Raw genomic sequence first — 26,948 nt, 5'->3', positions numbered from 1 at the left:
TTGCACCATCATGACTGTAACGCCCAATGACCACTAAAAATTATCAAGCTATCCATGATAAATAAATCATTGAGCGTACATACCGCCATTTAAACCAAACGGCATTTATTTGCCTCGAGTTCTACACATACCGTCTTTGCAGTCTGCTGCGACTTTACCATAGACAAGTTGGGTCATCCAGTTGGGTATAAGGTTGCGATGTCGCGCAAAAATAGGGTAAATCATATCACTGGCTTGTTTCACCACAGGCCATTCAAACACGGTTGCAAATGGCAGCTGTGCGGTTTTATATAGCAGTCGTACAGCATCCATGCCTTTTTGCATGTTCCCCTGTTTATCTTGCACACACAGATAAGTCATCGCCTCATCTTCGCTAATACCAAATTTGGCAAGTTCTTCCCGTGCGTCATTAATCGAAACGATGCGAATGGCGTCAGGTTTTTTTTCTGCCATATGCAACGCTTCGGTACGGCAGACAGGGCAGGTATTATCATAGTACATGGTAATCATATTAACAGTCTCCGAAGATTAGCTTTTTAGGGCATCTAATACGGTCAAGTCGTTAAATTCAAAACCTTTATTCAGTAACGCTGTAGGCACAACGCGTTGCCCATCCAACAGTAATGTCGACATTTCACCAAACATGGTCTTGACCACAAAGGCGGGCAGGGTCATCACAGTAGGGCGGTGCAACCAAGTGCCCATCGCATCGGTAAATGCAGTATTGCTAATAGGCGTTGGATTGGTCAAATTGTAAATTTGCTCAGTGGGCAGCGTGTGAGTCAGGTTTTGTTCAATGATAAAAATCACCGCACGCACCCAATCAGTACGGCTAATCCAGCTCATGATTTGCTGACCATTGCCAAGCTTACCACCTGTGCCCATTTTAAATGGGGTAATCAGTCGCCCAACCATACCCCCCTCGGGCGCCATCACTACCCCTGTGCGCACAATCGCAACTGGCACAGCATCTGTTACGGCATCTGTTACAGTATCTGTTGCAGCATCTTGGGCAGTCAAAGCTAGCTGCTCCCATGCCTGACAAATTTCGTGAGCGAAGTCGGTTTTTGTCACGGGGCTGGTTTCATCAAGCGCAGTTGGGTCGTTTTCCTTTTGGATACCGTACCAACCGATGGCTGAGCCGCTAATCAATAGTTTTGGCTTGTTGCCGACTCGCTCAATATAATCAATTACCGCTTGTGTGGGTTTTAGGCGACTATCAAACAATTCTTGCTTACGTGCCTCCGTCCAACGGCTGTCGGCAATACCCGCACCTGCTAGATTGATGATGACATCATACGTCTGATCGGTGCTGGCAAGATCGTCATAGCTAATAACGTCGTCTGCGATATTTTTGGTTTTCTCTTTTTCTACAGAACGAGATACCCAAGTGACTGACGCAGTGTCACCTTTTACGCCATGGGTTTTTAACGATTGTGTTAATGCTGTGCCTAAAAATCCTGAACCGCCTGTGATAAGTATTTTCATCATTTCTTTCCTTTTTTCTGTCAAAACTGAAATTTATGGGTAAAATTTTTAGCTTTTTGGTAAAACCAATTTGCCAACGATTACACTACTTAAACCGCCAACTATACAGCATAACAGGTTAAAACTTTGCCAGTCGGATATGTTGCAGTCATTGTCCCAATCCAGCATTTCCCATCATTTCACAAACTTCTGAATCGTTGCCCCAAGCTTTAGGATACGATTGAGCGTAGTGGACGAAAGTTTTAGCATCTCGTTCGCCCAACTCGTCAGCGTATCGACAAATTGGTAGGTGTCTTTGATACGTTGCTGTATGTCTTTACTTTCTGTGGCAAATTCTGGCTCATTGATTAAATCCGCCAAGAATCCAACCGTCGGCGCAAGCTCTCGGCGATAGCGTTCTTCGACAATCACCTTAGCCAATTCCCACACATCCGTGCCCGTGGTGAAATAATCGCGTCTATCACCGAGCGTATGGACCGTTTGTACCAAATTTAAGCTCTGCAATTCCTTGATACTATTACTCACATTTGAACGCGCCACGCCTAAGGTTTCTTGGATTTCTTCGGCATTCATCGGCTTGCCTGCCAAAAACAACAAGGCATGAATCTGGGCAACGGTACGGTTTACGCCCCATTTATTGCCCATTTCGCCCCAATGTAAGACAAATTTTTCCATGGTGGGTGTGAGTTGCACTTTTTAGCCCTGTGTATAAGTAAATAGATATAAATCAATCAATTTTTAGTTATTTTGAGCTTTTTATATATTTCTGTCAATACAGAAATTTTGAAAATTGTAAAAATTTTGTGGTCGGGTTTGGATTGTTGACCTTACAAGTCGCGTTTTATTTCCCAAAAAAAAATAATTTCGGTAAGATGAAGGGGTTCATTGTTTTTATTTTTTTGGTATTTATTTCTTTGGTAAAAGGATGACCCATGACGGCAACCCAAACACAACAACCCACCTTTCAAAAAGTTACGTATGATGTTGCAGATAGTGTTGCGACGATTACCCTCAATGATCCAGCATCACTCAATGCGCTCAATAGCATGATGAAATCGGAGCTTTATCAAGCCCTTGATTACGCACAATACGACACAGCCGCCAAAGTGATTGTCATTACAGGCGCGGGCAAAGGATTTTCTAGCGGTGGTGATATTCGCGAGATGCTATCAGGCGCAGATAACCGCGAAAACCTACTGAAAATGTCGCATAGTCTGACCATTGGGATTGCGGATATCACGCGCCGTATTCGCAAAATCAGCAAGCCGATTATCGCGCGTATCAATGGCGCGTGTGCGGGCGCAGGCATGAATATCGCGTTAGCGTGTGATTTTCGCGTCGCAAGTGATAATGCTAAATTTTTACAAGCCTTTGTCAATATCGGGCTAGTGCCTGATGGGGGTGGTATTTATCTGTTATCGCAGTTGATTGGTGCCGCCAAAACCACTGAGCTTGTGATGTTGGGTGAGCAAATCACCGCGCAAAAAGCAGAAGATTTGGGACTGGTGAATGCGCTGGTGAGTCAAGATGCGCTGGATGCGGCAGTGAAAAAACTGACCGACCGCCTCACGAGCTTGCCAACCTTGGCACTGGCGGCAATGAAGCAATCGATTAATCAAGTGGCATTTGCAGGACTAGATATCGCGCTAGACCAAGAAGTAATTTACCAAATGCAAATGGCGACCAGTGAAGACTTTAAAGAAGGGATTACCGCCTTTATGCAAAAGCGTCCTGCTGAGTTTAAAGGACGATAAAGCATAGGGCAAGCTCCTAAAAACTCTGCAAAAAATAGCGTCACCACCGACGCTATTTTTTTGGGGTATGGTAATGCCCAAACTGGTAGCGGATTTTGTTATCACGGATTTCGCCAATAAAAAAACGATATAAATTGGCATGCAGGTATTTCCAGCCCGTATTAAAATAGCCATCTTGCTGCAAGCGGCGTGGGTCAAAGCGAAAGGTGAGCGGTAGCATCTGATAGCGGGTGATTTTTTTGGCGCGATTGACATAGTCACAATCTTCACACAAAGTTATAGACTCATCAAAGCCGCCCAATTGCTCATGTACGGATTTACTGGAAAAAATACAGGCACCCACCGCTGTTGGCGATAAAAATTGGCTAACAAAAATACCCATGTTAAACAGCAGATAACCCACTGTAAACCAAGGTTTTAGGTGGTCAGCATTCATATACACGCCGGCTACTTTCAAGGATTTTTTATCCAATAATTGACTGGCTTGTTGCAAAAAGTCTGCATCCAACCGCACATCGGCATCTAGGAACAGTATTCGTTCATTTTTGGCTAGGCTTGCCCCTGTATTACGACCCAAGCTGACGCCACGTTTTGACATTTTATGTACGCTTATCGCGGGCAACTGATGGCGAAAACTGGCTGCAATTTGACAGGTGTCATCTTCGCTGTTGGAATCCACCACAATGACTTCAAAATTTTGGTAGCTTTGCTGGGCTAAGTCACGCAAAATATTACCGATACGTTCGGCTTCGTTTAGGGTAATAATCACGATGCTAATTGGCGTCATAAGCTTATTCACAAGGGCAACAATCGTTTAAAACTGCAATTTTTAGATTTTTTATCATAAATGAACAATATGACGATTTGGTGATTGCTAAAAAAGTTTTGGGTGCTAACCTATGGAATGAGTAATCGAGCTGATGCAGGATTCAATGGGCGATAGCATGGTAACTAGTTAAAAGGAATGAAGTATGTGCATTGTGGCTTTGGCTTGGCAGCTGTTTGAGGATAAACCCTTGGTGCTATTATCCAATCGGGATGAATTTTTGCAGCGTCCTACACGCGTACTGCATGAATGGCAATTGCCGAATGGAAAAAAAATCATCGCGGGGCAAGATGCGCAAGCAGGTGGCACTTGGTTGGGTATAGATCCTGTGCATGGGCGCTGGGGGGTGATTTTAAACTACCGAGAGATTATCAAAGATAAGCCTGTCTTTGCCACGTCCCGAGGTCAGTTAGTCGTTGATTATTTAAGTGGTGAGTGGTCGCCGCTAGCTTTTGCAAGGCAAATTGATTTGCCCTGCTACGATGGGTTTAATCTAGTCATCGGCGATCGGCAGCAAGCGGTGCTACTTAATAATAAAGGGTATGGCATCGAGGTATTGGCAAAAGGCTTATACGTGTTATCCAATGGTCAACCAAATAAGGCATGGTTTAAAACGGAAAAACTGCGCAGGCGAGTACGACAAGAGTTATTGCCGCTGCTTGCTGGGCATGAGAATTGGCAAACAGCCAATTGGAAAAACGTGGCATTTGAGATATTGCAAGACCGTGAACAAGCGCCTATCACCCAGCTACCTGATACAGGTTTAGGTATGGAGACAGAGTTGGTGTTGTCTTCCATCTTTATTCCTGCCAATCGCCTCGATAAGTTGCTAGGAAGTAGCTATGGGACGCGCGTGAGTAGCTTGCTCACCATCACTCATACAGGGTTTGATATGCAAGAAAAAAACCTTGAAAATGACGCTATCATCCGTATCACGCCCGATGTTAACGCCACATAATCAATGAAAAAAACAGCCGCAAAATCAAAAAATAGACAATAAAATGGGCTATCCATCAACCGTAAGCTTAACTGATATGCCCAAACATCATCATCAGCTCAGTATCGAGCCTATCAAAATCCAATTCGATAGTGTTATCCAAAAAAATCACTTCAATACGGTTATCGGTTTGTGGCTCACAGGCCACCAAATCGAGCGAATCAGGGGTAAAATTCATGGTTTGCCATTGCTCATCATGCGTATGTTTGATATGGACCACCGATTTGATACGTTGCCAGTTGGGCAGTGCCAACAACCATTCCATCAGCACAGTCATATCAATTGTCCAGTCGGCTGACACCCGCCAGCCAATGATTTGATAGCCGTTTTGTACATCATGATAGCGAAATGGCAAGTCATCATTGGTAGCTGTTGGTGATTGGGTGGTGTCGGCTTGGGTGGTGGAGGGAGCGTGGGACTGAGCAAAGCTCGTTAAGCTAATTTGTTGGTAGTGACTACGCTCGGCAAGCACTTGGCTTGATTGCTTGAGCGCTTGTTGTAATTGCTGCAGATTGTCTTCGCTCAGCGTTTGTTCTGCTTGCCAAATCAAGTTTGCTTTAGGGTTCAAGCCCTTGACCCATGCGGTTAGCTGGGTTTTTTGGGTGTCATCCAACCCATGAAAACGATTAATCACCACCACATCACAAAACCGCACATGCGCTTGGTAGCCTTCATTGTCACGATAACGGGCATCTTGCCAATGACGCGCATTGACGATACTGATGGCAGATTTTAGCGACAGCGCAGTTTGCCAATGCGGTGCAGATAGCTGCTCAATCAGCTCGCGCGGGTGTGCAAGCCCTGTCGGCTCAATCCATAATCGGTCAGGCCTATACTCAGAAGTCAAGCGAGCGAGCGCAATTTGTAGCGGTAGTTGCGAAGTACAGCAGATACAGCCACCAGATACTTGGCGAATCGCTAAATCATGGCTAGAACTACTCGTCAATAGCTTTTCATCAATACCGATTTGACCTGCTTCATTGACCAAAATCGCCCACTTTTCTTGCTGCTGAAAATGCGTGATACAGGCATTGATAAAACTGGTTTTACCAGAACCTAAAAAGCCCATCACCAGGTGACAGGCTGTATTTACAATCAACGGTTTTATCATAACAATTTCTTAAACTCTGTTAACTTAGCTCTTCTAATTGGCTTTTTTAATCCGCTCTTCTAATTAGCTTTTTTAATCCGCTGTCTTAAATAGCGGTTGTCTAGCTTTCTGCCCCATCGGGTACAAACACGTAGCCCACGCCCCAAACGGTTTGGATATAGCGCGCTTGCGAAGGGTTATCTTCGATAAGACGGCGTAAACGCGATACTTGCACATCAATTGAGCGCTCCATTGCGCCCCATTCACGGCCGCGTGCCAAATTCATCAGTTTATCACGGGTTAATGGCTCACGGGGATGTTGTACCAAAGCCTTTAATACACTAAATTCACCTGTAGTTAAGGTCACGATGTTACCATCACGTTTTAGGGTGCGCGTTGATAAATCTAATGTCCATGACCCAAATTCGACCACTTCCATTTGCTGACTGGGTGCGCCTGGCAATTCACGCGTTTGCCGGCGCAATACGGCTTTAATACGTGCCAATAATTCTTTGGGGTTAAAGGGTTTTGGCAAATAATCATCCGCGCCTGCTTCAAGTCCTGCGATACGATCGGCATCGGAACCTTTAGCGGTCAACATAATAATCGGAATATCGGAGTTTTCTGCGCGTAAGCGATGGCAAATACTGATACCGTCTTCGTTAGGTAGCATCAAATCAAGCACAATCAGCGAAAATAATTCACGCTGCATCAATTTGTCCATTTGGTTGCCGTCATGCGCAGTACGTACAATATAACCATCGTCTTCTAAGAAACGTTGCAATAAGGTACGTAGGCGCGCATCATCATCAACGACCAAAATGCGCTGATTCATATCGCCGGCGGCTGATTGATTGGGAGTAGATTCTACAGTGGGGTTGATGTCGTCACTCATTGATTATTTTCCTCATTTTTATCGTCGATATTCCTATCACCAATGTTATTTTCACTCGAATGTTGTTTTCGCTACATAGTTTTTATAAACGCTAAATATGTTCCATTAGCGTGTTGAAATGAACCTTATAATTAATAGTTAGGACAAGCAATGTTATAAAATATATGGGTATAAAAATTTTTATTAAGGACTGATAAGGGTATTTTGAAACGATTGGTTACAACTTGCAAGCATTATCAATCTTATTATTCAGTCAAATTTGCTTGGTTATGCGGTTATTAAAGCAAAGAAATGTGTCGATTGCTGTAGTGATTTTGCTAAAAACGCGACGTTAGCTTATAGGGTAGTCATCTATTATATAGTCATCCGTTAGCAAAATTTTAGTTTAACAACAGGGGTATAATTGACAAGGTAAAAATTCACTAAAGATTTTTGTTAAAATAGCGTTTACCTATTATCTTTGTGTATTGTTTTGTTATAATGCGTGAACTCTGAAGTTATGAGTTCATCCTTATAAGTGTTAGGCAAAAATATGACTACAAACGTTACTGCCATTGCGGCTAATCCAGCGGTAGATGTACTCTCTGAGCAAGTCCAGCAAGCCATTTATCAAAAATTAGCTGCCAATCTTGGTATCAAACTCAACCAAATGATGGCATTCGTCAAACTCTATGATGATGGGGCGACGATTCCGTTTATTGCCCGCTATCGTAAAGACCAAACCGGCGGGCTCGATGACGTACAATTGCGTAGTCTGGAAAAATCGCTCAGCTATGAACGAGATATGGCCATTCGCCGCCAAAAAATCATTGAGCTGTTGACCTCACAAAATAAGCTAACCGATGAATTGAGTGAACGCATTAATCAGGCGGCATCCAAACTTGAGCTAGAAGACATTTATTTGCCGTATCGTCCGCGTCGCCGCTCACTGGCAACCCAAGCGCGTGAAGCAGGACTTGAGCCAATTGCCTTGGCGGTTTTAAATGAGTCGGTAAGCCCAGAGACAGCCTTATCAGATTATCAAGCGCCAGCGCCTGTTCAAGATGACAACGGCGAAGCCGAAGCGTCAATTTTTGAAGATAAAGAAAAACAGTTATCAGGTATCGGTGCCATTATTATCGATGAGTGGACACAGCAGCTTGATCTACTCGACAAACTGCGCGTCGGCTTTGGTAAAATTGCCCAAATTCATAGCCGTCTAGTGGGCGAAGAAAAACGGGAAGTCGGCGAAAAATACAAAGACTATTTTGACCACGCTGAAAGCTTGGCACGTCTACCCAATCATCGATTATTAGCGATGCTACGCGGTCGCCAAGACAATGTACTGACGATTGCGATTGAAGGCGATGATGCGCCATTTATCCAGCAAATTAATCAGGCATTTAACTTAACGGCTGCCGAGCCTAGTGACCGTCAACAGTTTTTATTGTCACTGGGCAAAAAACTGTGGTTGGACAAATGGCGTCCGCATATTGAGCATCGTTTGCTCACAGAAAAACGCTTAACGGCTGAATCCGCAGCAATTGACGTGTTTGCAAGCAATTTACAGCATCTGTTGATGGCAGCGCCAGCGGGTCAAAAAACGATTTTAGGCGTCGATCCGGGTATCCGTCATGGGGTCAAAATGGCCGTGGTTGATAGCCTAGGTCATGTTGCCAAAAACAGCGATGATAGTTTTGCGATTGCAACGGTGTATCCATTTGCCCCAGACAATAAGGTCGATGAAGCCAAACAAACCATTGCCGATTTACTCAAAAACCACCATGTGAATTTAATCGCCATTGGTAATGGTACGGCTAGCCGTGAGACAGATGCCTTAATCAAAGAAATTTTGGCAGAAAACAGCGCTCAAGGAAACGGGGATATCAAAGCCGTGCCTGTGGTGGTCAATGAGTCTGGTGCGTCTGTGTACTCAGCGAGCGAACTGGCATCGCAAGAATTACAAGAGCTTGATGTATCCATTCGTGGGGCAGTATCGATTGCCCGTCGTTTGCAAGATCCCTTGTCTGAGTTGGTTAAAGTCGATCCCAAAGCCATTGGCGTGGGTCAATATCAGCATGACGTCAACCAAACGCAGCTAGCCGATAGTTTAACCAAAGTCACGCAAGACTGCGTGAATGCAGTAGGCGTAGATGTCAACACCGCAAGCCCTGCGATTTTATCTTATATCGCAGGTCTCAATGTCAATGTAGCGCAGCAAATTGTCAACTACCGCAACGAACATGGCGCCTTTGCCAATCGTGAACAGCTCAAAAACGTGCCAAGATTGGGTGCCAAAACTTTTGAACAAGCGGCAGGTTTTTTACGCATTCGTGGCGGTGATGAGCCGTTAGATGCGACAGGGTTACACCCAGAAAACTACGAGATGGTCAAACAATGGCTGGCTTCAACTGACAATAATCTCAACGATGTGCTAGGTGACGAGTCAGCGCTTAACAATCTGACCGCTTCACTTATCGCTGCCGCAAACGATGAGGTTAACGATGCCGAGCAAGCAACGCTGAAAGCCGCTGCCATCAAACAAGAATTAGCCAAACCTGCACACGATCCAAGACCGAGCTTTAAAACAGCGCAGTTCCGTGACGATGTCAATAGCCTCAACGATTTAACCGAAGGCATGACGCTTGAAGGCGTGGTCACCAATGTGACAAGTTTTGGTTGTTTTGTTGATGTTGGTGTCCATCAAGATGGCTTGGTACATATCTCAGAGATGGGTAACGAGTTTATCGCCGATCCGTTAAATCACGTCAAACCAGGTGATATCGTCACCGTTCGCGTGATTTCAGTGGATGCAGAGCGTAAACGCGTGGGCTTTAGCATGAAGTCAGACACCTCAATGGTAGCCAAAGCTGCTGAAAAAGCCCCCGCTGATAAAGCAAAAAATACCAACCAACCAGTGGCTGGTACCGCGAAAAAACACGCAGACCATAGCGAGCGCGGCGGTAAATCAGCCAAACATTCGGGCAAACCCCAACGTAGTGATAAAGCCGCTAAACCGCAAAACCAAGCAGCCGACAAACCGCAAAAAATCGGTAGCTTAGGTGCGTTGTTGGCACAAGCAGGTCTAAAAAAATCAACATAAACCCCGCATCATTGGTAAACGTGCATCTAAATGGCTAAATCCATTTAGATGTTGCGATTGGTGATACAAGGTTTCGAGTGAGTGATGGTCAATTTTTTACAAGCATTTTGGCAAGCGACTCGCCCACGCACTTATCCACTAGCGGTGGCTGGCATCATAGTAGCCAATGCGTTGGCATACTCCCGTATTGGCAGCTTTAACAGCAAAAATTGGCAAATCTTTTTGCTAAGCCTTTGGGTTGCCTTAGGCTTACAGATTTTATCCAATTTAGCCAACGACTATGGCGATGGCATGCGGGGTACTGATGCCCATCGACTCGACAGACAGACTGCCCAAGGGACAATCAACCCCAAGACCCTCAAGAAATTAATCATAAGTTGGGCACTGTTTATTTTCGGCTGCGGTATTGGCTTACTTTGGCTGAGCTTTAACAGTCTGACCGATTTTTCACCTTCTTAGCATTGGGCATCATCGCGATTATCGCCGCAGTGACCTATACCATGGGTAAAAACCCCTATGGGTACAATGTCAAAGGCGAAATAGCAGTATTTTTATTCTTCGGCTTAGTTAATGTACTAGGGGGCGTGTACCTACAAACACAATTTATCCGCGTGATGGATATTATTGCTGCGGTGGTGATCGGACTGCTATGCACTTGCGTATTGATGATTAACAATATGCGGGATTTTGACACAGATACACGCGCTGGTAAAAATACCCTTGCCACCACCTTAGGCAAAGAAAGCATGAGCCACCTGTATCGGTTTATGTTGTTGGGTGCTTACTTTTTACTCATTACCTTTGTGACCTTGCGACAAAATTTTTATCTATTAAGCCTACTTGTTCTAATCTCTCCGATTGCGAAGCATCTTAAAATGGTTCGCCATTATAGTGATGAAAATATCCCCTCAAAAGCACTCGCACCAGAGCTAGCCAAAATTGTCTTAATTACCCTAGCGACCAGTATATTGATGAGTGTAAGCATTCTTATCTTTAACTATAAAAAACTAATTTGAAAATAAATCAAAAAACTTTTCGTAGTGGTATTGACAGGGGAAAAGAAAAGCGTATAATACGCACTCACTGGCAGCGACTACAGCCACAAACTGTAGTAAAAACAACGACTTAAATTAATATAGATAGAAGTTGAGCGGTCATAAAAAATTAAAGAAAAAAGTTATTGACAACACAAAATAAGCTGTTAAAATAGCGACCTTCTTAACGACATCAGCCGATGATGTTGTGAACTAAATAACAACAAACACAAGAACAACTTGTGTGGATTTTCACTTAGGGCGATAAAATTAAGACTTTAATTAATTATATTGTCAGAGTGAAGATACTCGTAAGTTTATTTGAGCAAAGACAGTATAAATAATTGAGTCAACAAATTAAATCTATTGACACCGCTACGCGGTGACAATAGATAGAAAGATTAAACTGAAGAGTTTGATCATGGCTCAGATTGAACGCTGGCGGCAGGCTTAACACATGCAAGTCGAACGATGATTATCTAGCTTGCTAGAGATGATTAGTGGCGGACGGGTGAGTAACATTTAGGAATCTACCTAGTAGTGGGGGATAGCTCGGGGAAACTCGAATTAATACCGCATACGACCTACGGGTGAAAGGGGGCGCAAGCTCTTGCTATTAGATGAGCCTAAATCAGATTAGCTAGTTGGTGGGGTAAAGGCCCACCAAGGCGACGATCTGTAACTGGTCTGAGAGGATGATCAGTCACACCGGAACTGAGACACGGTCCGGACTCCTACGGGAGGCAGCAGTGGGGAATATTGGACAATGGGGGCAACCCTGATCCAGCCATGCCGCGTGTGTGAAGAAGGCCTTTTGGTTGTAAAGCACTTTAAGCAGGGAGGAGAGGCTAATGGTTAATACCCATTAGATTAGACGTTACCTGCAGAATAAGCACCGGCTAACTCTGTGCCAGCAGCCGCGGTAATACAGAGGGTGCGAGCGTTAATCGGAATTACTGGGCGTAAAGCGAGTGTAGGTGGCTCATTAAGTCACATGTGAAATCCCCGGGCTTAACCTGGGAACTGCATGTGATACTGGTGGTGCTAGAATATGTGAGAGGGAAGTAGAATTCCAGGTGTAGCGGTGAAATGCGTAGAGATCTGGAGGAATACCGATGGCGAAGGCAGCTTCCTGGCATAATATTGACACTGAGATTCGAAAGCGTGGGTAGCAAACAGGATTAGATACCCTGGTAGTCCACGCCGTAAACGATGTCTACTAGCCGTTGGGGTCCTTGAGACTTTAGTGGCGCAGTTAACGCGATAAGTAGACCGCCTGGGGAGTACGGCCGCAAGGTTAAAACTCAAATGAATTGACGGGGGCCCGCACAAGCGGTGGAGCATGTGGTTTAATTCGATGCAACGCGAAGAACCTTACCTGGTCTTGACATAGTGAGAATCCTGCAGAGATGCGGGAGTGCCTTCGGGAATTCACATACAGGTGCTGCATGGCTGTCGTCAGCTCGTGTCGTGAGATGTTGGGTTAAGTCCCGCAACGAGCGCAACCCTTTTCCTTATTTGCCAGCGGGTTAAGCCGGGAACTTTAAGGATACTGCCAGTGACAAACTGGAGGAAGGCGGGGACGACGTCAAGTCATCATGGCCCTTACGACCAGGGCTACACACGTGCTACAATGGTAGGTACAGAGGGTTGCTACACAGCGATGTGATGCTAATCTCAAAAAGCCTATCGTAGTCCGGATTGGAGTCTGCAACTCGACTCCATGAAGTCGGAATCGCTAGTAATCGCAGATCAGAATGCTGCGGTGAATACGTTCCCGGGCCTTGTACACACCGCCCGTCACACCATGGGAGTCTATTGCACCAGAAGTAGGTAGCCTAACGCAAGAGGGCGCTTACCACGGTGTGGTCGATGACTGGGGTGAAGTCGTAACAAGGTAGCCGTAGGGGAACCTGCGGCTGGATCACCTCCTTAACTAAAGCACTAAGTGAGAATTCACAGCAAGTTGTTCTTGTGTATAAATAAGCTAATTCGAGGGTTACGGCTTCAGAATTTACTTCGTAAATTCTCTTGCACTCGGGCAAAGCGATGCTTTGCTAATCCTCGTTCAGGGTCTATAGCTCAGTTGGTTAGAGCACTGCCTTGATAAGGCAGGGGTCATAAGTTCAAGTCTTATTAGACCCACCATTTAACCAGAGGTTAAATGCTTTAGAATTTACTTCGTAAATTCTCTTGCGCTCGGGCAAAGCGATGCTTTGCTGATCCTTGCTCAGGGGCCATAGCTCAGTTGGTAGAGCGCCTGCCTTGCACGCAGGAGGTCAGGAGTTCGACTCTCCTTGGCTCCACCATAATTAGCTTAACGTTATAAAGCAGACAGAGTAATTTAGTAAGTATTAAGAGATTACTTCAATCTGTTTTATCAGAAATCACGACCTGACGAGGGTCTGATAATTCAATAACAACATAGAGAAATGAGTCTGGGTTAATTATCAAGTTCCAACGAAGATAATTAACCTTAGTAATCAGCCAATCAGACCCAAAGAAATGATTGGAATAACTGATTACTTAAAAGTAAAGAGAACTGAATCAAGCGTAAACATAGGTGAAGATCGTTACCATTACCTATACGACCCTTTAGGGTTGTATAGTCAAGTAATGAAGTGCACATGGTGGATGCCTTGGCAGTCAGAGGCGATGAAAGACGTGACAGCCTGCGAAAAGCGTCGGGGAGGCGGCAATATCCTGTGATCCGGCGATATCTGAATGGGGAAACCCACTTGTCATAAGACAGGTATCGTAAATTTATTTACGAGGCAAACCGGGAGAAGTGAAACATCTCAGTAACCCGAGGAAAAGACATCAATAGAGATTCCCCTAGTAGCGGCGAGCGAACGGGGAGGAGCCGACTGATTATAATTTAGAGGAATGACTTGGAAAGGTCAATCGTAGAGGGTGATAATCCCGTACTCGAAAGGTTATAAGAAGCATATTAAGTAGGGCGGAACACGAGAAATTCTGTCTGAAGATGGGGGGACCATCCTCCAAGGCTAAATACTCCTGACTGACCGATAGTGAACCAGTACCGTGAGGGAAAGGCGAAAAGAACCCCTGTGAGGGGAGTGAAATAGAACCTGAAACCGTGTGCATACAAGCAGTCGGAGCGGACATGTTCCGTGACGGCGTACCTTTTGTATAATGGGTCAGCGACTTATATTCTGTAGCAAGGTTAACCGAATAGGGGAGCCGTAGGGAAACCGAGTCTTAATAGGGCGTCTAGTTGCAGGGTATAGACCCGAAACCGAGTGATCTATCCATGAGCAGGTTGAAAGTGACGTAACAGTTACCGGAGGACCGAACCCACTGTCGTTGAAAAGCCAGGGGATGACTTGTGGATAGGGGTGAAAGGCTAATCAAACTCGGTGATAGCTGGTTCTCCCCGAAAGCTATTTAGGTAGCGCCTCGGACGAACACCATTGGGGGTAGAGCACTGTTTCGGCTAGGGGGTCATCCCGACTTACCAAACCGATGCAAACTCCGAATACCGATGAGTGATATCCGGGAGACAGACGGCGGGTGCTAACGTCCGTCGTCAAGAGGGAAACAACCCAGACCGCCAGCTAAGGCCCCAAATTCCTAGTTAAGTGGGAAACGATGTGGGAAGGCACAGACAGCTAGGAGGTTGGCTTAGAAGCAGCCACCCTTTAAAGAAAGCGTAATAGCTCACTAGTCGAGTCGGCCTGCGCGGAAGATGTAACGGGGCTCAAACTAGGAGCCGAAGCTGCGGATTTAATTGTTTCAATTAAGTGGTAGGGGAGCATTGTGTAAGCCTGTGAAGGTGTGTTGTAAAGCATGCTGGAGGTATCACAAGAGCGAATGCTGACGTGAGTAACGACAAAACGGGTGAAAAGCCCGTTCGCCGGAAGACCAAGGGTTCCAGTCCAACGTTAATCGGGGCTGGGTGAGTCGACCCCTAAGGCGAGGCCGAAAGGCGTAGTCGATGGGAAATCGGTTAATATTCCGATACTTGTTTATGATGCGATGGAGGGACGGAGAAGGTTATGCCAGCTTGGCGATGGTTGTCCAAGTGGAAGGATGTAGTTAGGTTTAGTAGGCAAATCCGCTAGACTATTAATGAGATCTGATAGCAAGCTGTACTTGTACAGCGAAGTGGCAAATACCCTGCTTCCAGGAAAAGCTTCTAAGCGATAGTCATAAAGAAATCGTACCCGAAACCGACACAGGTGGTCAGGTAGAGAATACCAAGGCGCTTGAGAGAACTCTGCTGAAGGAACTAGGCAAAATGGTACCGTAACTTCGGGAGAAGGTACGCTGCCGATGGTGAGTAGACATGCTCTACAAAGCTATTGGCAGTCGCAGATACCAGGCCGCTGCAACTGTTTATTAAAAACACAGCACTCTGCAAACACGAAAGTGGACGTATAGGGTGTGATGCCTGCCCGGTGCTGGAAGGTTAATTGATGGGGTTAGCGTAAGCGAAGCTCTTGATCGAAGCCCCAGTAAACGGCGGCCGTAACTATAACGGTCCTAAGGTAGCGAAATTCCTTGTCGGGTAAGTTCCGACCTGCACGAATGGCATAATGATGGCGGCGCTGTCTCCAGCAGAGACTCAGTGAAATCGAAATCGCAGTGAAGATGCTGTGTACCCGCGGCTAGACGGAAAGACCCCGTGAACCTTTACTACAGCTTTACATTGAACTTTGACCTTACCTGTGTAGGATAGGTGGGAGGCTTTGAAGCAGGCACGCCAGTGTCTGTGGAGCCATCCTTGAAATACCACCCTGGTAATGTTGGGGTTCTAACTCAAGCTTAACAGAGCTGAGGACAATGTATGGTGGGTAGTTTGACTGGGGCGGTCTCCTCCTAAAGAGTAACGGAGGAGTACGAAGGTGCGCTCAGAACGGTCGGAAATCGTTCGAAGAGTATAAAGGCAAAAGCGCGCTTAACTGCGAGACCCACAAGTCGAGCAGATACGAAAGTAGGTCTTAGTGATCCGGTGGTTCTGTATGGAAGGGCCATCGCTCAACGGATAAAAGGTACTCTGGGGATAACAGGCTGATACCGCCCAAGAGTTCATATCGACGGCGGTGTTTGGCACCTCGATGTCGGCTCATCTCATCCTGGGGCTGAAGCAGGTCCCAAGGGTATGGCTGTTCGCCATTTAAAGAGGTACGCGAGCTGGGTTTAGAACGTCGTGAGACAGTTCGGTCCCTATCTACCGTGGGCGTTGGAAATTTGAGAGGATCTGCTCCTAGTACGAGAGGACCAGAGTGGACGAACCTCTGGTGTTTCGGTTGTGACGCCAGTCGCATTGCCGAGTAGCTATGTTCGGATGGGATAACCGCTGAAAGCATCTAAGCGGGAAGCCCACCTTAAGATTAGATTTCCCTAAAGAGCCGTTGTAGACTACGACGTTGATAGGTTGGGTGTGGAAGCATAGTGATATGTGTAGCTAACCAATACTAATTGCTCGTTTGGCTTGACTATACAACGCCTAAATGGCTTTGTAGGTAATAACGATTATCACCTCGCTTGATATAGCTCATACTTTACTTATAAAATAACTCATTCCTCTATCCCCCTTTGCTGACGATAATAGCTTGGAGGTCCCACCTGATCCCTTCCCGAACTCAGAAGTGAAACTCCAATGCGCCAATGGTAGTGTGGTTCGCCCATGTGAGAGTAGGTCATCGTCAGCTCCCTATTCCAAAACACCCCCTTACATCAGTAAGGGGGTGTTTTTTGTATTGTAGTTTCTCAATACTTTTTATATTTCATATTGTCGGAGACAGAAAACCCTGAGACACTATCCTTATGAAAAACAAACAACAAAACAAAAGTGTCGTAAAATCCGGTATAAACGTAAGAAGGATGGCATGTCAAAGCTTGTCCGCTGTACCTTTTAAAGCTTAATAAAATAGAAAAAGAAAAAGTGTGGCAACTACCACACTTTTTTTAACGATAAATAAAATACAAGTTTTTTGGCGATTAGTTTGATAAATCTATTGCATAATCTGCCAGGCCTTTATTTGAACCGTCGTCATTATTTACGACGCTAATATTGGTTAATCCTGCTTTTTGGGCAAAGTCAATTTTGTTTGCACTCGATTTAAAGGTTACAGGACCCGCTGTTTTTACTTTGACAAACCGCCAGCTACGACTGCTACCATTATTGGTTAATGATAAATTCTTAGCCGCTTTGATGTAGTTAATCAGCACATCACGATTGGCATCAGGTGATTCAACTACATTGGTACTATTGATATTGTAGTATTCCTTTAGACCTGATGCACGATAGTTATTGGTTGCGATGATAAATGGTGCGTTGTCTTCAATCGGCTTGCTTTTGTAGGTTAAGTTTTGGATACGGCTACCGATAGGTTTAGTCACATCAATTTCATATTGCACATCGGCTGAGGTAAACATATCAAAGTTATACCCAGGAAAAGTGCTGATTAACGATTGTGGTGTGGTAAGACTTGGGTTTATTTGATTAAAGCGTTTGGCGGAATTCTCTAGCCATTTTTTGATGTCACTGCCTTGTATTTTTACTGCAAACACGGTATTTGGATACAGGTATAAATCAGCCGCATTGTTAATGGCGATATTGCCTTGAGCAACATCCGTATAATCTGAACCCCCTGCAAATCCGCTTTTAAATGGGGCACTTACTGATAAGACAGGGATATCTTTATATTGTGGCAAATTGGCGTTAATATAATCGCTGATATAATTGGCTTGGGCTTGGTTGACCACTTGAATCGCTGACACATCACCCACATCAGCAAAGTAAGAAGTCATTGAGAAATCGGATGTACCGATTGGGGTTTTGACATAATTAATAGTGGCATTATGTTCTGCTTGAATTAATTGAGCCACTCGCGGGTTAGCTGCGACAAAAGTTTTATCAGCATTTTGGATAGTACGTACTTCCACTTTGGTATTGTTTTTATTGACGACCCATTTCTTGCCATCAAAGGTTAGATTCAATTTGATGACCCCTAACCCTTTGCCCCAAAAACTTGGCATGACCGCAGGGACGTTGTTTAACAAGCCATTAACTTTATCAATACCTGCTTGGTCTAGGCGGGTGTCTTTGCTACTAGCATCAGGAAACACTTGATGTGTGTGTCCCATCAAAATCGCATCAATACCTGCCACTTGCGATAGATGCCAACTGGCGTTTTCCATCGTTGGGCTGTATGGTGAGGTATCAATACCCCCATGCGACAAGGCGACAATGACATCTGCACCTTCACTTTTCATTTGTGGCACGTATTTTTCTGCCATTTCTTTTGCACCGGCGGTGGTGACTTTGCCGTCTAGCCATTTTTTGTCCCATTGCATAATACCGGGTGTGGTAAAGCCAATGATACCAATTTTTAGCGGTACGGTAACCGTCTTACCCTCTGGTGTGGTTGCCGTAAAGGTTTTGGTAATGATTTTATAAGGCTTAAACAGTGGCTGATTATTGCGAGCGCTAATGACATTGGATAAAACCAAGGGGAAGTCTGGTCCTTTACAAGCACTGGCACTTGCGGTTATGCCATCAACATTAAACTGACTGCCTGTAATTTGATTAAGATAGTTCAACCCATAGTTAAATTCATGGTTACCAATCGTACCTGCATCATATTTTAGGTCATTCATAACCTTATAAATGCCCAGTGTTTCGTCGCATTTGACAGGGTTCACCGTTGCTTGATAGTCGCCTAAAGCACTACCTTGAATGGTATCACCGTTATCTAGCAAGATATTATTGGCAGATTCACTACGAGCGTTATTAATAAGCGTTGCGGTTCGCTCAAGCCCAAAACTTTTGTCTTCTGTCAACTTGTAATAATCATAACTCATGACATTATTATGTAAATCTGACGTTTCAAGAATAGTAAAGTTAAGGTTCGTATTGGTAGCGATTTGCTGTGGTTTAGGGTCATTACTATCATTATCATTGTTATTACAAGCAACAAGTGACATGCTTGCTACAATCATGGATGTGGTAAGGCAAATGCGCTTGATTTGCGTATTCTTATAATGATGGTTTTTATAATGATGGTTTTTATAATGATGGGTCTTATAGTTCATGATCGCTCACTAAATTAGGCTCAAATAAGAGCGTTGATAAATTTGTGAAATATCATAGAAAGGTTGCGTGACAAAATGATGAATAGCTAGGGGTTCATAAAATTCGCCGCCCGCCGCCTACCGTCAAGCGACCCCGCAAACAATCAATTGTTATGACCACGCACCCAAAGACGCATTTGATAGTCTGCCCAATTCTAGGATAACCCTTAGCTTGCTCGCCAATACACTTTTAGTACGCTATTATCGCGACTTAACTGTAATAACTCATCCAATAGCAAACGCAGCTTTTTCGTTGTTGTCGCTTCAAGACCACCCCAGATGTGGTCAATTTGGCGAGGATGTTGTTGTAAAAAATCTTGCAGTGTCGTAAAAATCTGCGTATGGGGCAGTTGGTTATCATTCGCCACAATTGGCAACACCGTTGCAGGATACTGGGCTAAAACGTCTTCTAAATAAGCCAAATCTAGCGGGCTTTGCAAAAAGGTAAGTACAATCGGCGGTATTGTCTGCTCGGTCATTGGCGACTGCTCTAACAGTCTGGCTACGGTCGGTAGTGAGGTTTCATCAGCGATTAATAGACTTTGTCCCTGTGGCTGATTAACACCGAGATGATCGATTTTTTCGGGGAATTCTCGCTCACTGGTAAAAACATCGCCTGTTTTTAACGATTTTACCCAGGTTTCGCCAAGACTGATTTCACCGTTTTTTTCTCCATGACAATAGATATCTATCCAAGCAAGGTTTTGCGTTTCACCATTTTCATTCACGGTTTTCCATGCCTTGCGAAGCGTATAATAGCGGTAGGGGCGGGGGTGTTTTTTTAGGTCGGTGTCGGGTAGTTTGACATCAAACAAAAACGCATAACCTGCCGGTAAATCGGATAAATCGCTATCGGTTTGCACTGTCAAACGATACATATGGTGACTAACCGCTTCCACGCTTTGCAGACAAAATTGACGCTGCTTAATATCAATCGTTTTTTTACCTTGTTTGCGGTCACTGCGCTGCAATAAGGCGACATATTGGTCATTGAATTTTTCAAGGGTTTGGGTCGGCTCACTAAATGCCAAAAGCTGATTGTCTAAGTGCGGCTCGTTTTGCGCAAATTGCAAATCCAACAGCAAGCCTTGTTGATAGATTTGGCGCAAGGTCGCATTTTGCAAGGTTTTTTGCTGAACCTTGGTTAAGTTTAGCAAGCCTAACGCCATGTGTTTCATATCATCGCCGTGGTCTTCGTTGATGTGATCGATGATGTTGGCAATTTCGGGGTCATCAAATAAAGTCAGATTTTCTGGGTGCATAGAATGTAATTTTTGTTAAAGGGCGATAAGGAAAGAACTTGGGTTAACAAATCCTTTGTTTAGATTTATGAACCTGATTAAAACTTCGCAGTCAAGCTAACACTGGCTTGTCGCTCTGCGCCCATCCAGCAATTGTTGCGGTCATAACAACTACCCACGTAGGTTTTGTCAAACAAGTTACTGACCGTTAAGCCCACATCGAACGTGGGGTTGATTTGATAACTACCAGCCAAATCCACCAAGGTGACGCTTGGCAAAGTATCTGAGTTTTCTCTATCAATCTGCATCCCAGCGATGTGCCGCACACCCACTTGCACCGCGGTTTTGGCGTTGGGTTTCATACTTGCCCACAGTGTGGCGTTGTGCTTGGCAATTTGTTGCGGGGTATTGCCGACCAGTTGCGGATTAAACTCATCCTTGGTGATTTCGGCATCGACATAACCATAGCCGACACCCACATTGAGCCAATCGTTGAAACGATGATCGGCAGAAATTTCAAAACCTTTTGACGTGGTTTCACCTGTTTGGGTTTGTTTGGTCCAGTCAATCGCAGTGACCTTGTCATTTTTGCGCGTGATATCGTAGGCAGACAGCGTGGCTTTGGTGGCTTTATCTGGCGAGTTGTATTTTATGCCGACTTCAACTTGGTTGGCGGTGGTGGGCTTAAAGGCTTCACCTGTAATATAGTTGACACCCAATAATGGTTGAAATGACTGAGCGTAGCTGACATAGGGGGCAAAACCATTGTCAAGTTGATACAGGGCTGACAATCGCCCGGATGTTTGGTTGGCTTCGTTGACGGTGGTTTTTGCATCGCTATCTGTGGCAGTGGTTTTGGTGGTGCTTTTATAGTCATCGTGGCGTAACCCTGCGACCACAGTAAGCTTGTTCCATTGCATTTCATCTTGTAGATAAACGCCGAATTGACTTTGCTCAATATCATCGGTTTGTTGATAGCCTGTCAAACTCAGGGCAGTTTTGCTAAATAAATCATAATCAGGATCGCTTAAATCGATAATGGGTATGTCATTGTACATGGCATCTGCGTACTTAGCCGTGCTGTCAGTTTTTTGATAGTCCACACCCAATAGCAAATTGTGCGAGGTATTATCGGTAATCAGATTATAAGCCAATTGGTTATCGGTTGCCCAGTTGGTCATTTTCTCATCGGTCGTGTAGGCGGTGCGTATAAGCTTGCTGTCTGAGCCTTCGCTAAAGCCTTGATGGTAGGTGTTTTTTTGTTGGGCGTCGGCATCGGTATAACGCAAGGTATGTTTAAAGGTTAATAAATCATTGATTTTCCAGTTGATGGTCTCGCTTGGCATAAAGACTTTTTTACTAAAATCATTCCATTTATCGCCGGCGTAGGCATCCGCGTCTAACTTACCATAACTGGCTTTATACACTGTGCCAACGCTTGGTAGTGGGGTAGAAGGGACTTGATGAGGGTCATCTTGATAATACAAATTGGCAAGCACCGAGATATTGTTGCTCGGTTTGTATTCGATAGAGGGATTGAGCAGCACCCGTTTTTCTTCGGTCGTTTGCATTTGTCCGTCTTTTTCACGGGCTAATGCCACCATGCGATAATTGGTGGTATCGTTAATAGGACCTGTGCTGTCAATGGCGATTTCTTTAAGATTATTGGTGCCCGCCCGTAGTCTAATTTCGTTTTCGGGGGTGTTTTTTGGGGTTTTGGCGATTTGATTGACCATGCCGCCCGGTTCATTATAGCCGTACAGTGACGAAGCAGGTCCCTTGAGTACTTCCACGGCTTCGGTAGCATAGGCATCGACTTGGGGCATTAAATTCCAAGTTCCATCATACGGCAGCCGCATCCCGTCATAAAAGTTGGAATAATTCTTAAAACCACGCAGGGTATATTCGTCAAAGATGCCAACCGTCCCACGACTTTCGCTACTGACACCTGGCTCATAACGCAGTGCACTCGCCACACTGTCTGCTTGGCGTTGCTGCAATGTCTCTTGCTCGATACGAGAATAACTCATGGGGGTTTTTTCGGGGTCAAGGGCGGTCTTGGTAGCGGTAGTGCGGTAAGCATCACTACGAATGACCAAGGTATCTAATGTGGTTTCAGGTGCATCTTCGCTATTGGTCGCAACGTCTGCCAGCACTTGACTGGTAAAAATATGACTAATACCCACCGCCAAACTAGCCCGTATTGCTACTGATAAAAAAGATAAACGCATAAGTGACCCCGCCCTAATAAATAATTACAGAAATTTACAGTATGTTAAAAGTAATGAAAATAATAACAATAATTATTCTCATTTGCAATTATATTTAATCAGCTGTTACGAGGTTTTAGGGCAGGTCGTATAGATTCTTAATGCTCACCAATCACTGTAATGGCATCTAGACTGGCTTTTTCGCGTTGCAAACCGGTCAGCTCGCTGAGTTCGCCATTTTTCATCATCAACAATCTATCCGCCTTTTCAAAATAGCTGTCATCATGACTGATAATAAACAGCGTTTTGCCCATTTTTTGCAACATGGGAATAATAGTGTGATAAAACACACGGCGATAGGCAGGGTCTTGGTCGGCAGCCCATTCATCAAGCAGTAAAATAGACTTTTCTTCGGCGACAGCAAGCAGCATGGCAAGGCGTTTACGCTGCCCCTGCGAAAGTTCGGTGGCGCTAAGTTGGTTATCGGTGACGCTGACTTTTTCTTTGATGGCTAAAATATCTAGCCAATTATCGATTAACTCAGCATTGGGCGCATTTTGTGCGTTTCCCATCACAGTGTTAAACAGATAAAAATCGCTATAAATCGCTGAAAATAACTGGCGATAATGGGGGTAATGTTCTGAGGCGACAGGCTGATTATCGATAAAAATACCCGTGTTTTCCGCAAGTTTAGGCTGATATAACCCTGTGATGAGCTTGGCAAGTGTCGATTTTCCGCTACCATTGGCGCCAATTAAGAACACCACTTCGCCCCGTTTTAACGTAAAGTTGATATGTTTTAAGCCAAAATTTGCGCTATTGTCATAGTGATAATTTATATTTTTAAAAGTAATGACTTGCCAATTTGGGGTTAAAATTTGGGTATCAAAATCTGGGCTATAGTCGGCAAGCTGTAATGACTGTATTTTTTCCAAGGCAACTTTAGCCGTTTGCACGGTGGGAAATGCCCCAATCGCCATCAGTAAAGGCGACTGGATAAATAATACGGTGAGGGCAAACGTAGTGGCGGTGGCGGTATCTACCCAGTGATAAATATTGGCTAGGGCATAAATCACCCCAATTACGGCAAACATCATAATATTTGACCAGCTTACGGCTGATAAATGAAAAGTATCTGCTTTGACAATATGGTTGAAATAGTCGCTTGCGTGGCGTTGATAATCATTGGTAAATAGACGTTTGGCACGTTCACGATTTAACGCAAGTTCTTTTCGTCCATCAATCACCGCTTGATAATCTTGATACAGTGCATCATTGATTTCTCGTAATGTGGCTAAATGGGCATACACATGGCCAACGAGTTTACTGCTGATAAAAATGGTCAGCGTAATACACCCCATGACCACAAGCAGCATTGGCACGGATAAAAACCCCAAATAAACCGCGGTCGCTGTGCAGATAATCACCCCTTGCACCAGCTCAGGCAAGCGTACAAATGCCACGGTAATCGACTGCACATCGGTAGTTAAGCTGGCTAACAGCTTGGCACTACCGATTTTTTCAACTTGGGCAATTGAAGTGTCTAAGATACGTTTTATCAGTTGCGAACGTAATTCAAACACAAAGCGATGCCCTAACTTAGTCAAGGCAAGCTGTGACATAAACGTTGTCGCTAATAAACCCATAATCGCTACCAAAAATACCGCTAATATCTGCCAACTGCCTAAGAGGGGATTATCAGTGCCGACTGCTGTGATTAAAAAACGGTTAATAAAGGCGATAATGGCGACATTCACCAAGGCATTAAGCAGATTGAGCAAGATGACTTTGATAAAGGCAATACGATGCTGTTGCCAGATAAGGGTCATAAGGGGCATGGTAGTAGGGAACATGTATTTCCTGTTTAGCTTTTATTTTTTAGCCAGTCTCAAATAAAAATCGGACAAAGCAAGCTTCATCCGATGGCAAACGTTAACAATGGGTAAAATTAAAAATCAAAGGTCGCTGACAGCTTCAATGTGCGTGGCTCACCTAAGGTAAGATAGCCTGCACCGTTGTCACCTGCCGTATTTTCATAACCGCCCACCGATGACCAGTAGTCTTTGTCGGTGACGTTAGCAATCACCCCTTTGAGCGTGACTGCTTTACCAGCAAGTTGGGTTTTATATCTTGCGCCCAAATCCACAGTGGTGTAGCCATCGACTTTTAGGGTGTTGGCATCATTGGCGTAACGTTTGCCGGTATGGATGACATCGCCTGTTAAGGTTAAGCCATCTACTTGTGGTAAGTCATACTCTAGCCCTAGGTTCAACAGGTGTTTTGCTGCACCGATAACTTGCTTCCCTTCAGTGGCATCGCTACCGGTGTCTTTTTGTTGGGTATCAAGGAAGGTCACGCCGCCTAGCACTCGCATATTGGCGGTGGGTTGTCCATATACATTGAGCTCAATGCCTTTATGTTGGTTTTTGCCGTGCGCTTCAAAGGTAGTATCAACGGTAGTATAACGCGGCTTGTTGGTTTGAAAAGCGGTGAGACCTGCACCGATAACGCCGCGGTCGTATTTCACGCCGATTTCGCTTTGTTTGGTGACGTACGGTGACATGGCTTGACCTGCATTGGTCAGCTCAGTTGTTACGCCATCAATGGTGGTGGTGAGAGGGGCAGTTTCGCCTTTGCTGAGGCTTTGCATATAGTTAGCAAAGACTGACCATTCATCGGTTGGGCGATATAATAGGGCAAACGCAGGCGTGGTTTTACTTTCTTTATATTTGCCATTACTGGTTTGGGTGGTGGGGTCAAAACTTTCATCTTCAATGGTTTGGTGTCTTGCCCCCAAGGTCACTTGAAGTTTATCATCCATGAAGGCTAGGGTGTCTGCCAATGCCACACTGGTGAGCGTGGTTTCGCCTGTCTTGGTAGGATGGTCGATATCGCCACCTGCCAACGCCGCCGCCGACCAGCTGGGTTTGGCGTACGAGGTTGGGTGATATAAATTGGTCGTCAGCGTGTTTTGCCAGTCAAATTGATAAGGCGCTTTTATCTGTGCTTTATAGATATTGCCAGACACTACCCAGTTATGGTTGATTTTGCCTGAGGTCAGTTTCCCACGGATACCGATTTCGCCTGTGTTGATGTCGTCCTCACGGGCATTGTCAAAGCGGTAGGTGGTGCCATCGCCATTTAAATTGGTGACCGTCAAGTTAGCGAGCGAGTTCTCTTCTTCGCCATGACGAAAGCCATACGCGCCATACGCAGTCAAATTTGGGCTAAGGTCATATTCAGCCCGTAATGTGCCAAACACATCTTTTTCATTTGAATAACTCCACGGTTGCGACCAGTTGCTTTTGGCATCAGCGGCATTGGGTACACGGGTCAAACCTGACAAGGTGACATTGGTGCGTGTTTTTTGCAGTTCGTTATTTTGATAGCCCAAATCTGCCGATAACCGCATGTTATCTTGGCGATAATCTAAGCCCAAACCGACCAAACCCAATTTGGCTTTTTCATCATCGACTGCTGTACCGCCGTCTTGATAGGCGACATTGGCACGCACACCGTACGCTTGATTTGCGCCAAACCGTTGTCCCACGTCTAGGGCAATTTTACCGTTTTCGGCATTTTCGCTGCTGATAGTGACTTTACGAATCGGCGTTTGAGTGGCTCGCTTTGGCAGCAAATTCACTGTGCCCCCTTTATTACTTCCCCCGGGTGCCATGCCATTTAGGAAGGTACTCGCGCCACGTTGTACTTCGACCCGCTCAAATAGCTCGCTTGCGATAGATTGACGGGGCATAATGCCGTATAAGCCGTTAATCATGGTATCGTCAGAGTTGGTGACAAATCCGCGAATCAGATAAGCTTCTTGAAAATTACCAAAGCCACGCGCCACACGCACCGTTGAGTCTTTTTTTAGGATATCGCCAACAGAATCCGCTTGTTTATTTAAAATAAAGTCATTGGTATAGGCCGTGGTCGAAAAAGGCGTTTCCATGGTCGATTTATTACCCAAAATACCGATACGGCTACCTGTGGCGACTTGCCCACCTTGATAGGCGGGCGGCAAACCAGTTTTTGATGCATCCGCACTTGCAGTCACCACGATTTCATCGAGTAGGGTTTCTGTGGCGGCATCCGTGGTATTTGCTTCTTCTGCCATCGCCGCGGTTGATAATAAGCCAATCGTACTTGCTGCCAAAGCCGAACGCACGGCTAAAGATAATAGGGATAAACGCATATTCAATCACTCAAAGGACAATAGATAAAACAT

General features: G+C 45.0%; 16 protein-coding genes, 2 tRNA genes and 3 rRNA genes. 10 read left to right on the top strand and 11 right to left on the bottom strand.

The annotated features are described in order from the left end of the window. Window positions 1-105 precede the first annotated feature (105 nt). The 3 genes from RNZ41_RS09955 to RNZ41_RS09945 all read right to left on the bottom strand — a co-directional run bounded on the left by RNZ41_RS09955 (window position 106) and on the right by RNZ41_RS09945 (window position 2,181). Complete coding sequence (locus RNZ41_RS09955; RefSeq protein ID WP_314027203.1) at window positions 106-510, bottom strand: thiol-disulfide oxidoreductase DCC family protein; 405 nt, start codon at window positions 508-510, stop codon at window positions 106-108. 18 nt (window positions 511-528) lie between these two features. Beyond that, on the bottom strand, window positions 529-1,488 hold the full coding sequence (locus RNZ41_RS09950; RefSeq protein ID WP_314027202.1) for a TIGR01777 family oxidoreductase: 960 nt from the start codon (window positions 1,486-1,488) through the stop codon (window positions 529-531). Between the two features lie 174 nt (window positions 1,489-1,662). Continuing rightward, a complete protein-coding gene (locus RNZ41_RS09945; RefSeq protein WP_060995248.1) occupies window positions 1,663-2,181 on the bottom strand; it encodes a GbsR/MarR family transcriptional regulator in 519 nt (172 codons plus the stop codon). Window positions 2,182-2,420: 239 nt separating this feature from the next. Here RNZ41_RS09945 and RNZ41_RS09940 point away from each other — a divergent pair, with 239 nt between their 5' ends. Continuing rightward, the gene (locus tag RNZ41_RS09940) at window positions 2,421-3,242 is read left to right on the top strand and encodes an enoyl-CoA hydratase/isomerase family protein (RefSeq protein ID WP_314027201.1); all 822 of its coding nucleotides are present in this window, start codon (window positions 2,421-2,423) and stop codon (window positions 3,240-3,242) included. A gap of 52 nt (window positions 3,243-3,294) precedes the next feature. On the opposite strand, the gene RNZ41_RS09935 is transcribed toward RNZ41_RS09940, so the two are convergent. Further along, complete coding sequence (locus RNZ41_RS09935; RefSeq protein WP_095356514.1) at window positions 3,295-4,029, bottom strand: glycosyltransferase; 735 nt, start codon at window positions 4,027-4,029, stop codon at window positions 3,295-3,297. Between the two features lie 184 nt (window positions 4,030-4,213). Here RNZ41_RS09935 and RNZ41_RS09930 point away from each other — a divergent pair, with 184 nt between their 5' ends. Continuing rightward, entirely contained in the window at window positions 4,214-5,026 is an 813-nt protein-coding gene (locus RNZ41_RS09930) for an NRDE family protein (protein ID WP_314027200.1), read from the top strand. Window positions 5,027-5,093: 67 nt separating this feature from the next. Here RNZ41_RS09930 and RNZ41_RS09925 read toward each other — a convergent pair whose 3' ends face one another. Together RNZ41_RS09925 and ompR are read right to left on the bottom strand one after the other, a co-directional pair. Beyond that, window positions 5,094-6,176, bottom strand: coding sequence for a CobW family GTP-binding protein (locus RNZ41_RS09925; RefSeq protein WP_314027199.1), 1,083 nt, complete (start codon window positions 6,174-6,176; stop codon window positions 5,094-5,096). Between the two features lie 100 nt (window positions 6,177-6,276). After that, window positions 6,277-7,050 carry an osmolarity response regulator transcription factor OmpR gene (gene ompR / locus RNZ41_RS09920; protein ID WP_286130670.1) on the bottom strand — a complete coding sequence of 258 codons (774 nt, stop codon included), beginning with the start codon at window positions 7,048-7,050 and terminating at the stop codon, window positions 6,277-6,279. Window positions 7,051-7,582: 532 nt separating this feature from the next. Between ompR and RNZ41_RS09915 the strand changes: the two genes are divergently transcribed. The 8 genes from RNZ41_RS09915 (at window position 7,583) to rrf (ending at window position 16,844) form a co-directional block, all read left to right on the top strand. Then, window positions 7,583-10,132, top strand: a complete 2,550-nt coding sequence (locus RNZ41_RS09915) for a Tex family protein (protein ID WP_314027198.1) — start codon at window positions 7,583-7,585, stop codon at window positions 10,130-10,132. Between the two features lie 84 nt (window positions 10,133-10,216). Then, window positions 10,217-10,591 carry a prenyltransferase gene (locus tag RNZ41_RS09910; protein ID WP_314027196.1) on the top strand — a complete coding sequence of 125 codons (375 nt, stop codon included), beginning with the start codon at window positions 10,217-10,219 and terminating at the stop codon, window positions 10,589-10,591. A gap of 41 nt (window positions 10,592-10,632) precedes the next feature. After that, entirely contained in the window at window positions 10,633-11,148 is a 516-nt protein-coding gene (gene menA, locus RNZ41_RS09905) for a 1,4-dihydroxy-2-naphthoate octaprenyltransferase (protein ID WP_314027195.1), read from the top strand. Between the two features lie 421 nt (window positions 11,149-11,569). Further along, window positions 11,570-13,101, top strand: a 16S ribosomal RNA gene (locus RNZ41_RS09900). Window positions 13,102-13,237: 136 nt separating this feature from the next. Continuing rightward, window positions 13,238-13,314 (top strand) — tRNA-Ile (locus RNZ41_RS09895). Window positions 13,315-13,399: 85 nt separating this feature from the next. Continuing rightward, a tRNA-Ala gene (locus RNZ41_RS09890) sits at window positions 13,400-13,475 on the top strand. A 298-nt stretch (window positions 13,476-13,773) separates the two neighbouring features. Beyond that, window positions 13,774-16,632 (top strand): 23S ribosomal RNA (locus RNZ41_RS09885). A gap of 98 nt (window positions 16,633-16,730) precedes the next feature. Continuing rightward, window positions 16,731-16,844 (top strand): 5S ribosomal RNA (rrf, locus tag RNZ41_RS09880). The 16S, 23S and 5S rRNA genes sit together here with 2 tRNA genes alongside, the layout of an rRNA operon. A 289-nt stretch (window positions 16,845-17,133) precedes the next feature. Here the strand turns inward: rrf and RNZ41_RS09875 are convergent. From RNZ41_RS09875 to RNZ41_RS09855, 5 genes are all read right to left on the bottom strand, one after another. Next, window positions 17,134-19,230 carry a bifunctional 2',3'-cyclic-nucleotide 2'-phosphodiesterase/3'-nucleotidase gene (locus RNZ41_RS09875; protein ID WP_314027194.1) on the bottom strand — a complete coding sequence of 699 codons (2,097 nt, stop codon included), beginning with the start codon at window positions 19,228-19,230 and terminating at the stop codon, window positions 17,134-17,136. Between the two features lie 206 nt (window positions 19,231-19,436). Next, window positions 19,437-20,531, bottom strand: coding sequence for an SIP domain-containing protein (locus RNZ41_RS09870; protein ID WP_314027193.1), 1,095 nt, complete (start codon window positions 20,529-20,531; stop codon window positions 19,437-19,439). Window positions 20,532-20,608: 77 nt separating this feature from the next. Further along, on the bottom strand, window positions 20,609-22,741 hold the full coding sequence (locus RNZ41_RS09865; RefSeq protein ID WP_314027192.1) for a TonB-dependent siderophore receptor: 2,133 nt from the start codon (window positions 22,739-22,741) through the stop codon (window positions 20,609-20,611). 137 nt (window positions 22,742-22,878) lie between these two features. Further along, a complete protein-coding gene (locus RNZ41_RS09860; RefSeq protein ID WP_314027191.1) occupies window positions 22,879-24,573 on the bottom strand; it encodes a multidrug ABC transporter permease/ATP-binding protein in 1,695 nt (564 codons plus the stop codon). A 95-nt stretch (window positions 24,574-24,668) separates the two neighbouring features. Beyond that, window positions 24,669-26,915: a TonB-dependent receptor gene (locus RNZ41_RS09855; protein ID WP_314027190.1), complete on the bottom strand. Its 2,247-nt coding sequence runs from the start codon at window positions 26,913-26,915 to the stop codon at window positions 24,669-24,671. Window positions 26,916-26,948: the final 33 nt, after the last annotated feature.

The sequence above is a fragment of the Moraxella sp. DOX410 genome, assembly GCF_032248735.1.
Taxonomy (GTDB): domain Bacteria; phylum Pseudomonadota; class Gammaproteobacteria; order Pseudomonadales; family Moraxellaceae; genus Faucicola; species Faucicola tetraodonis.
This window is presented reverse-complemented; position numbering and strand designations above follow the sequence as displayed.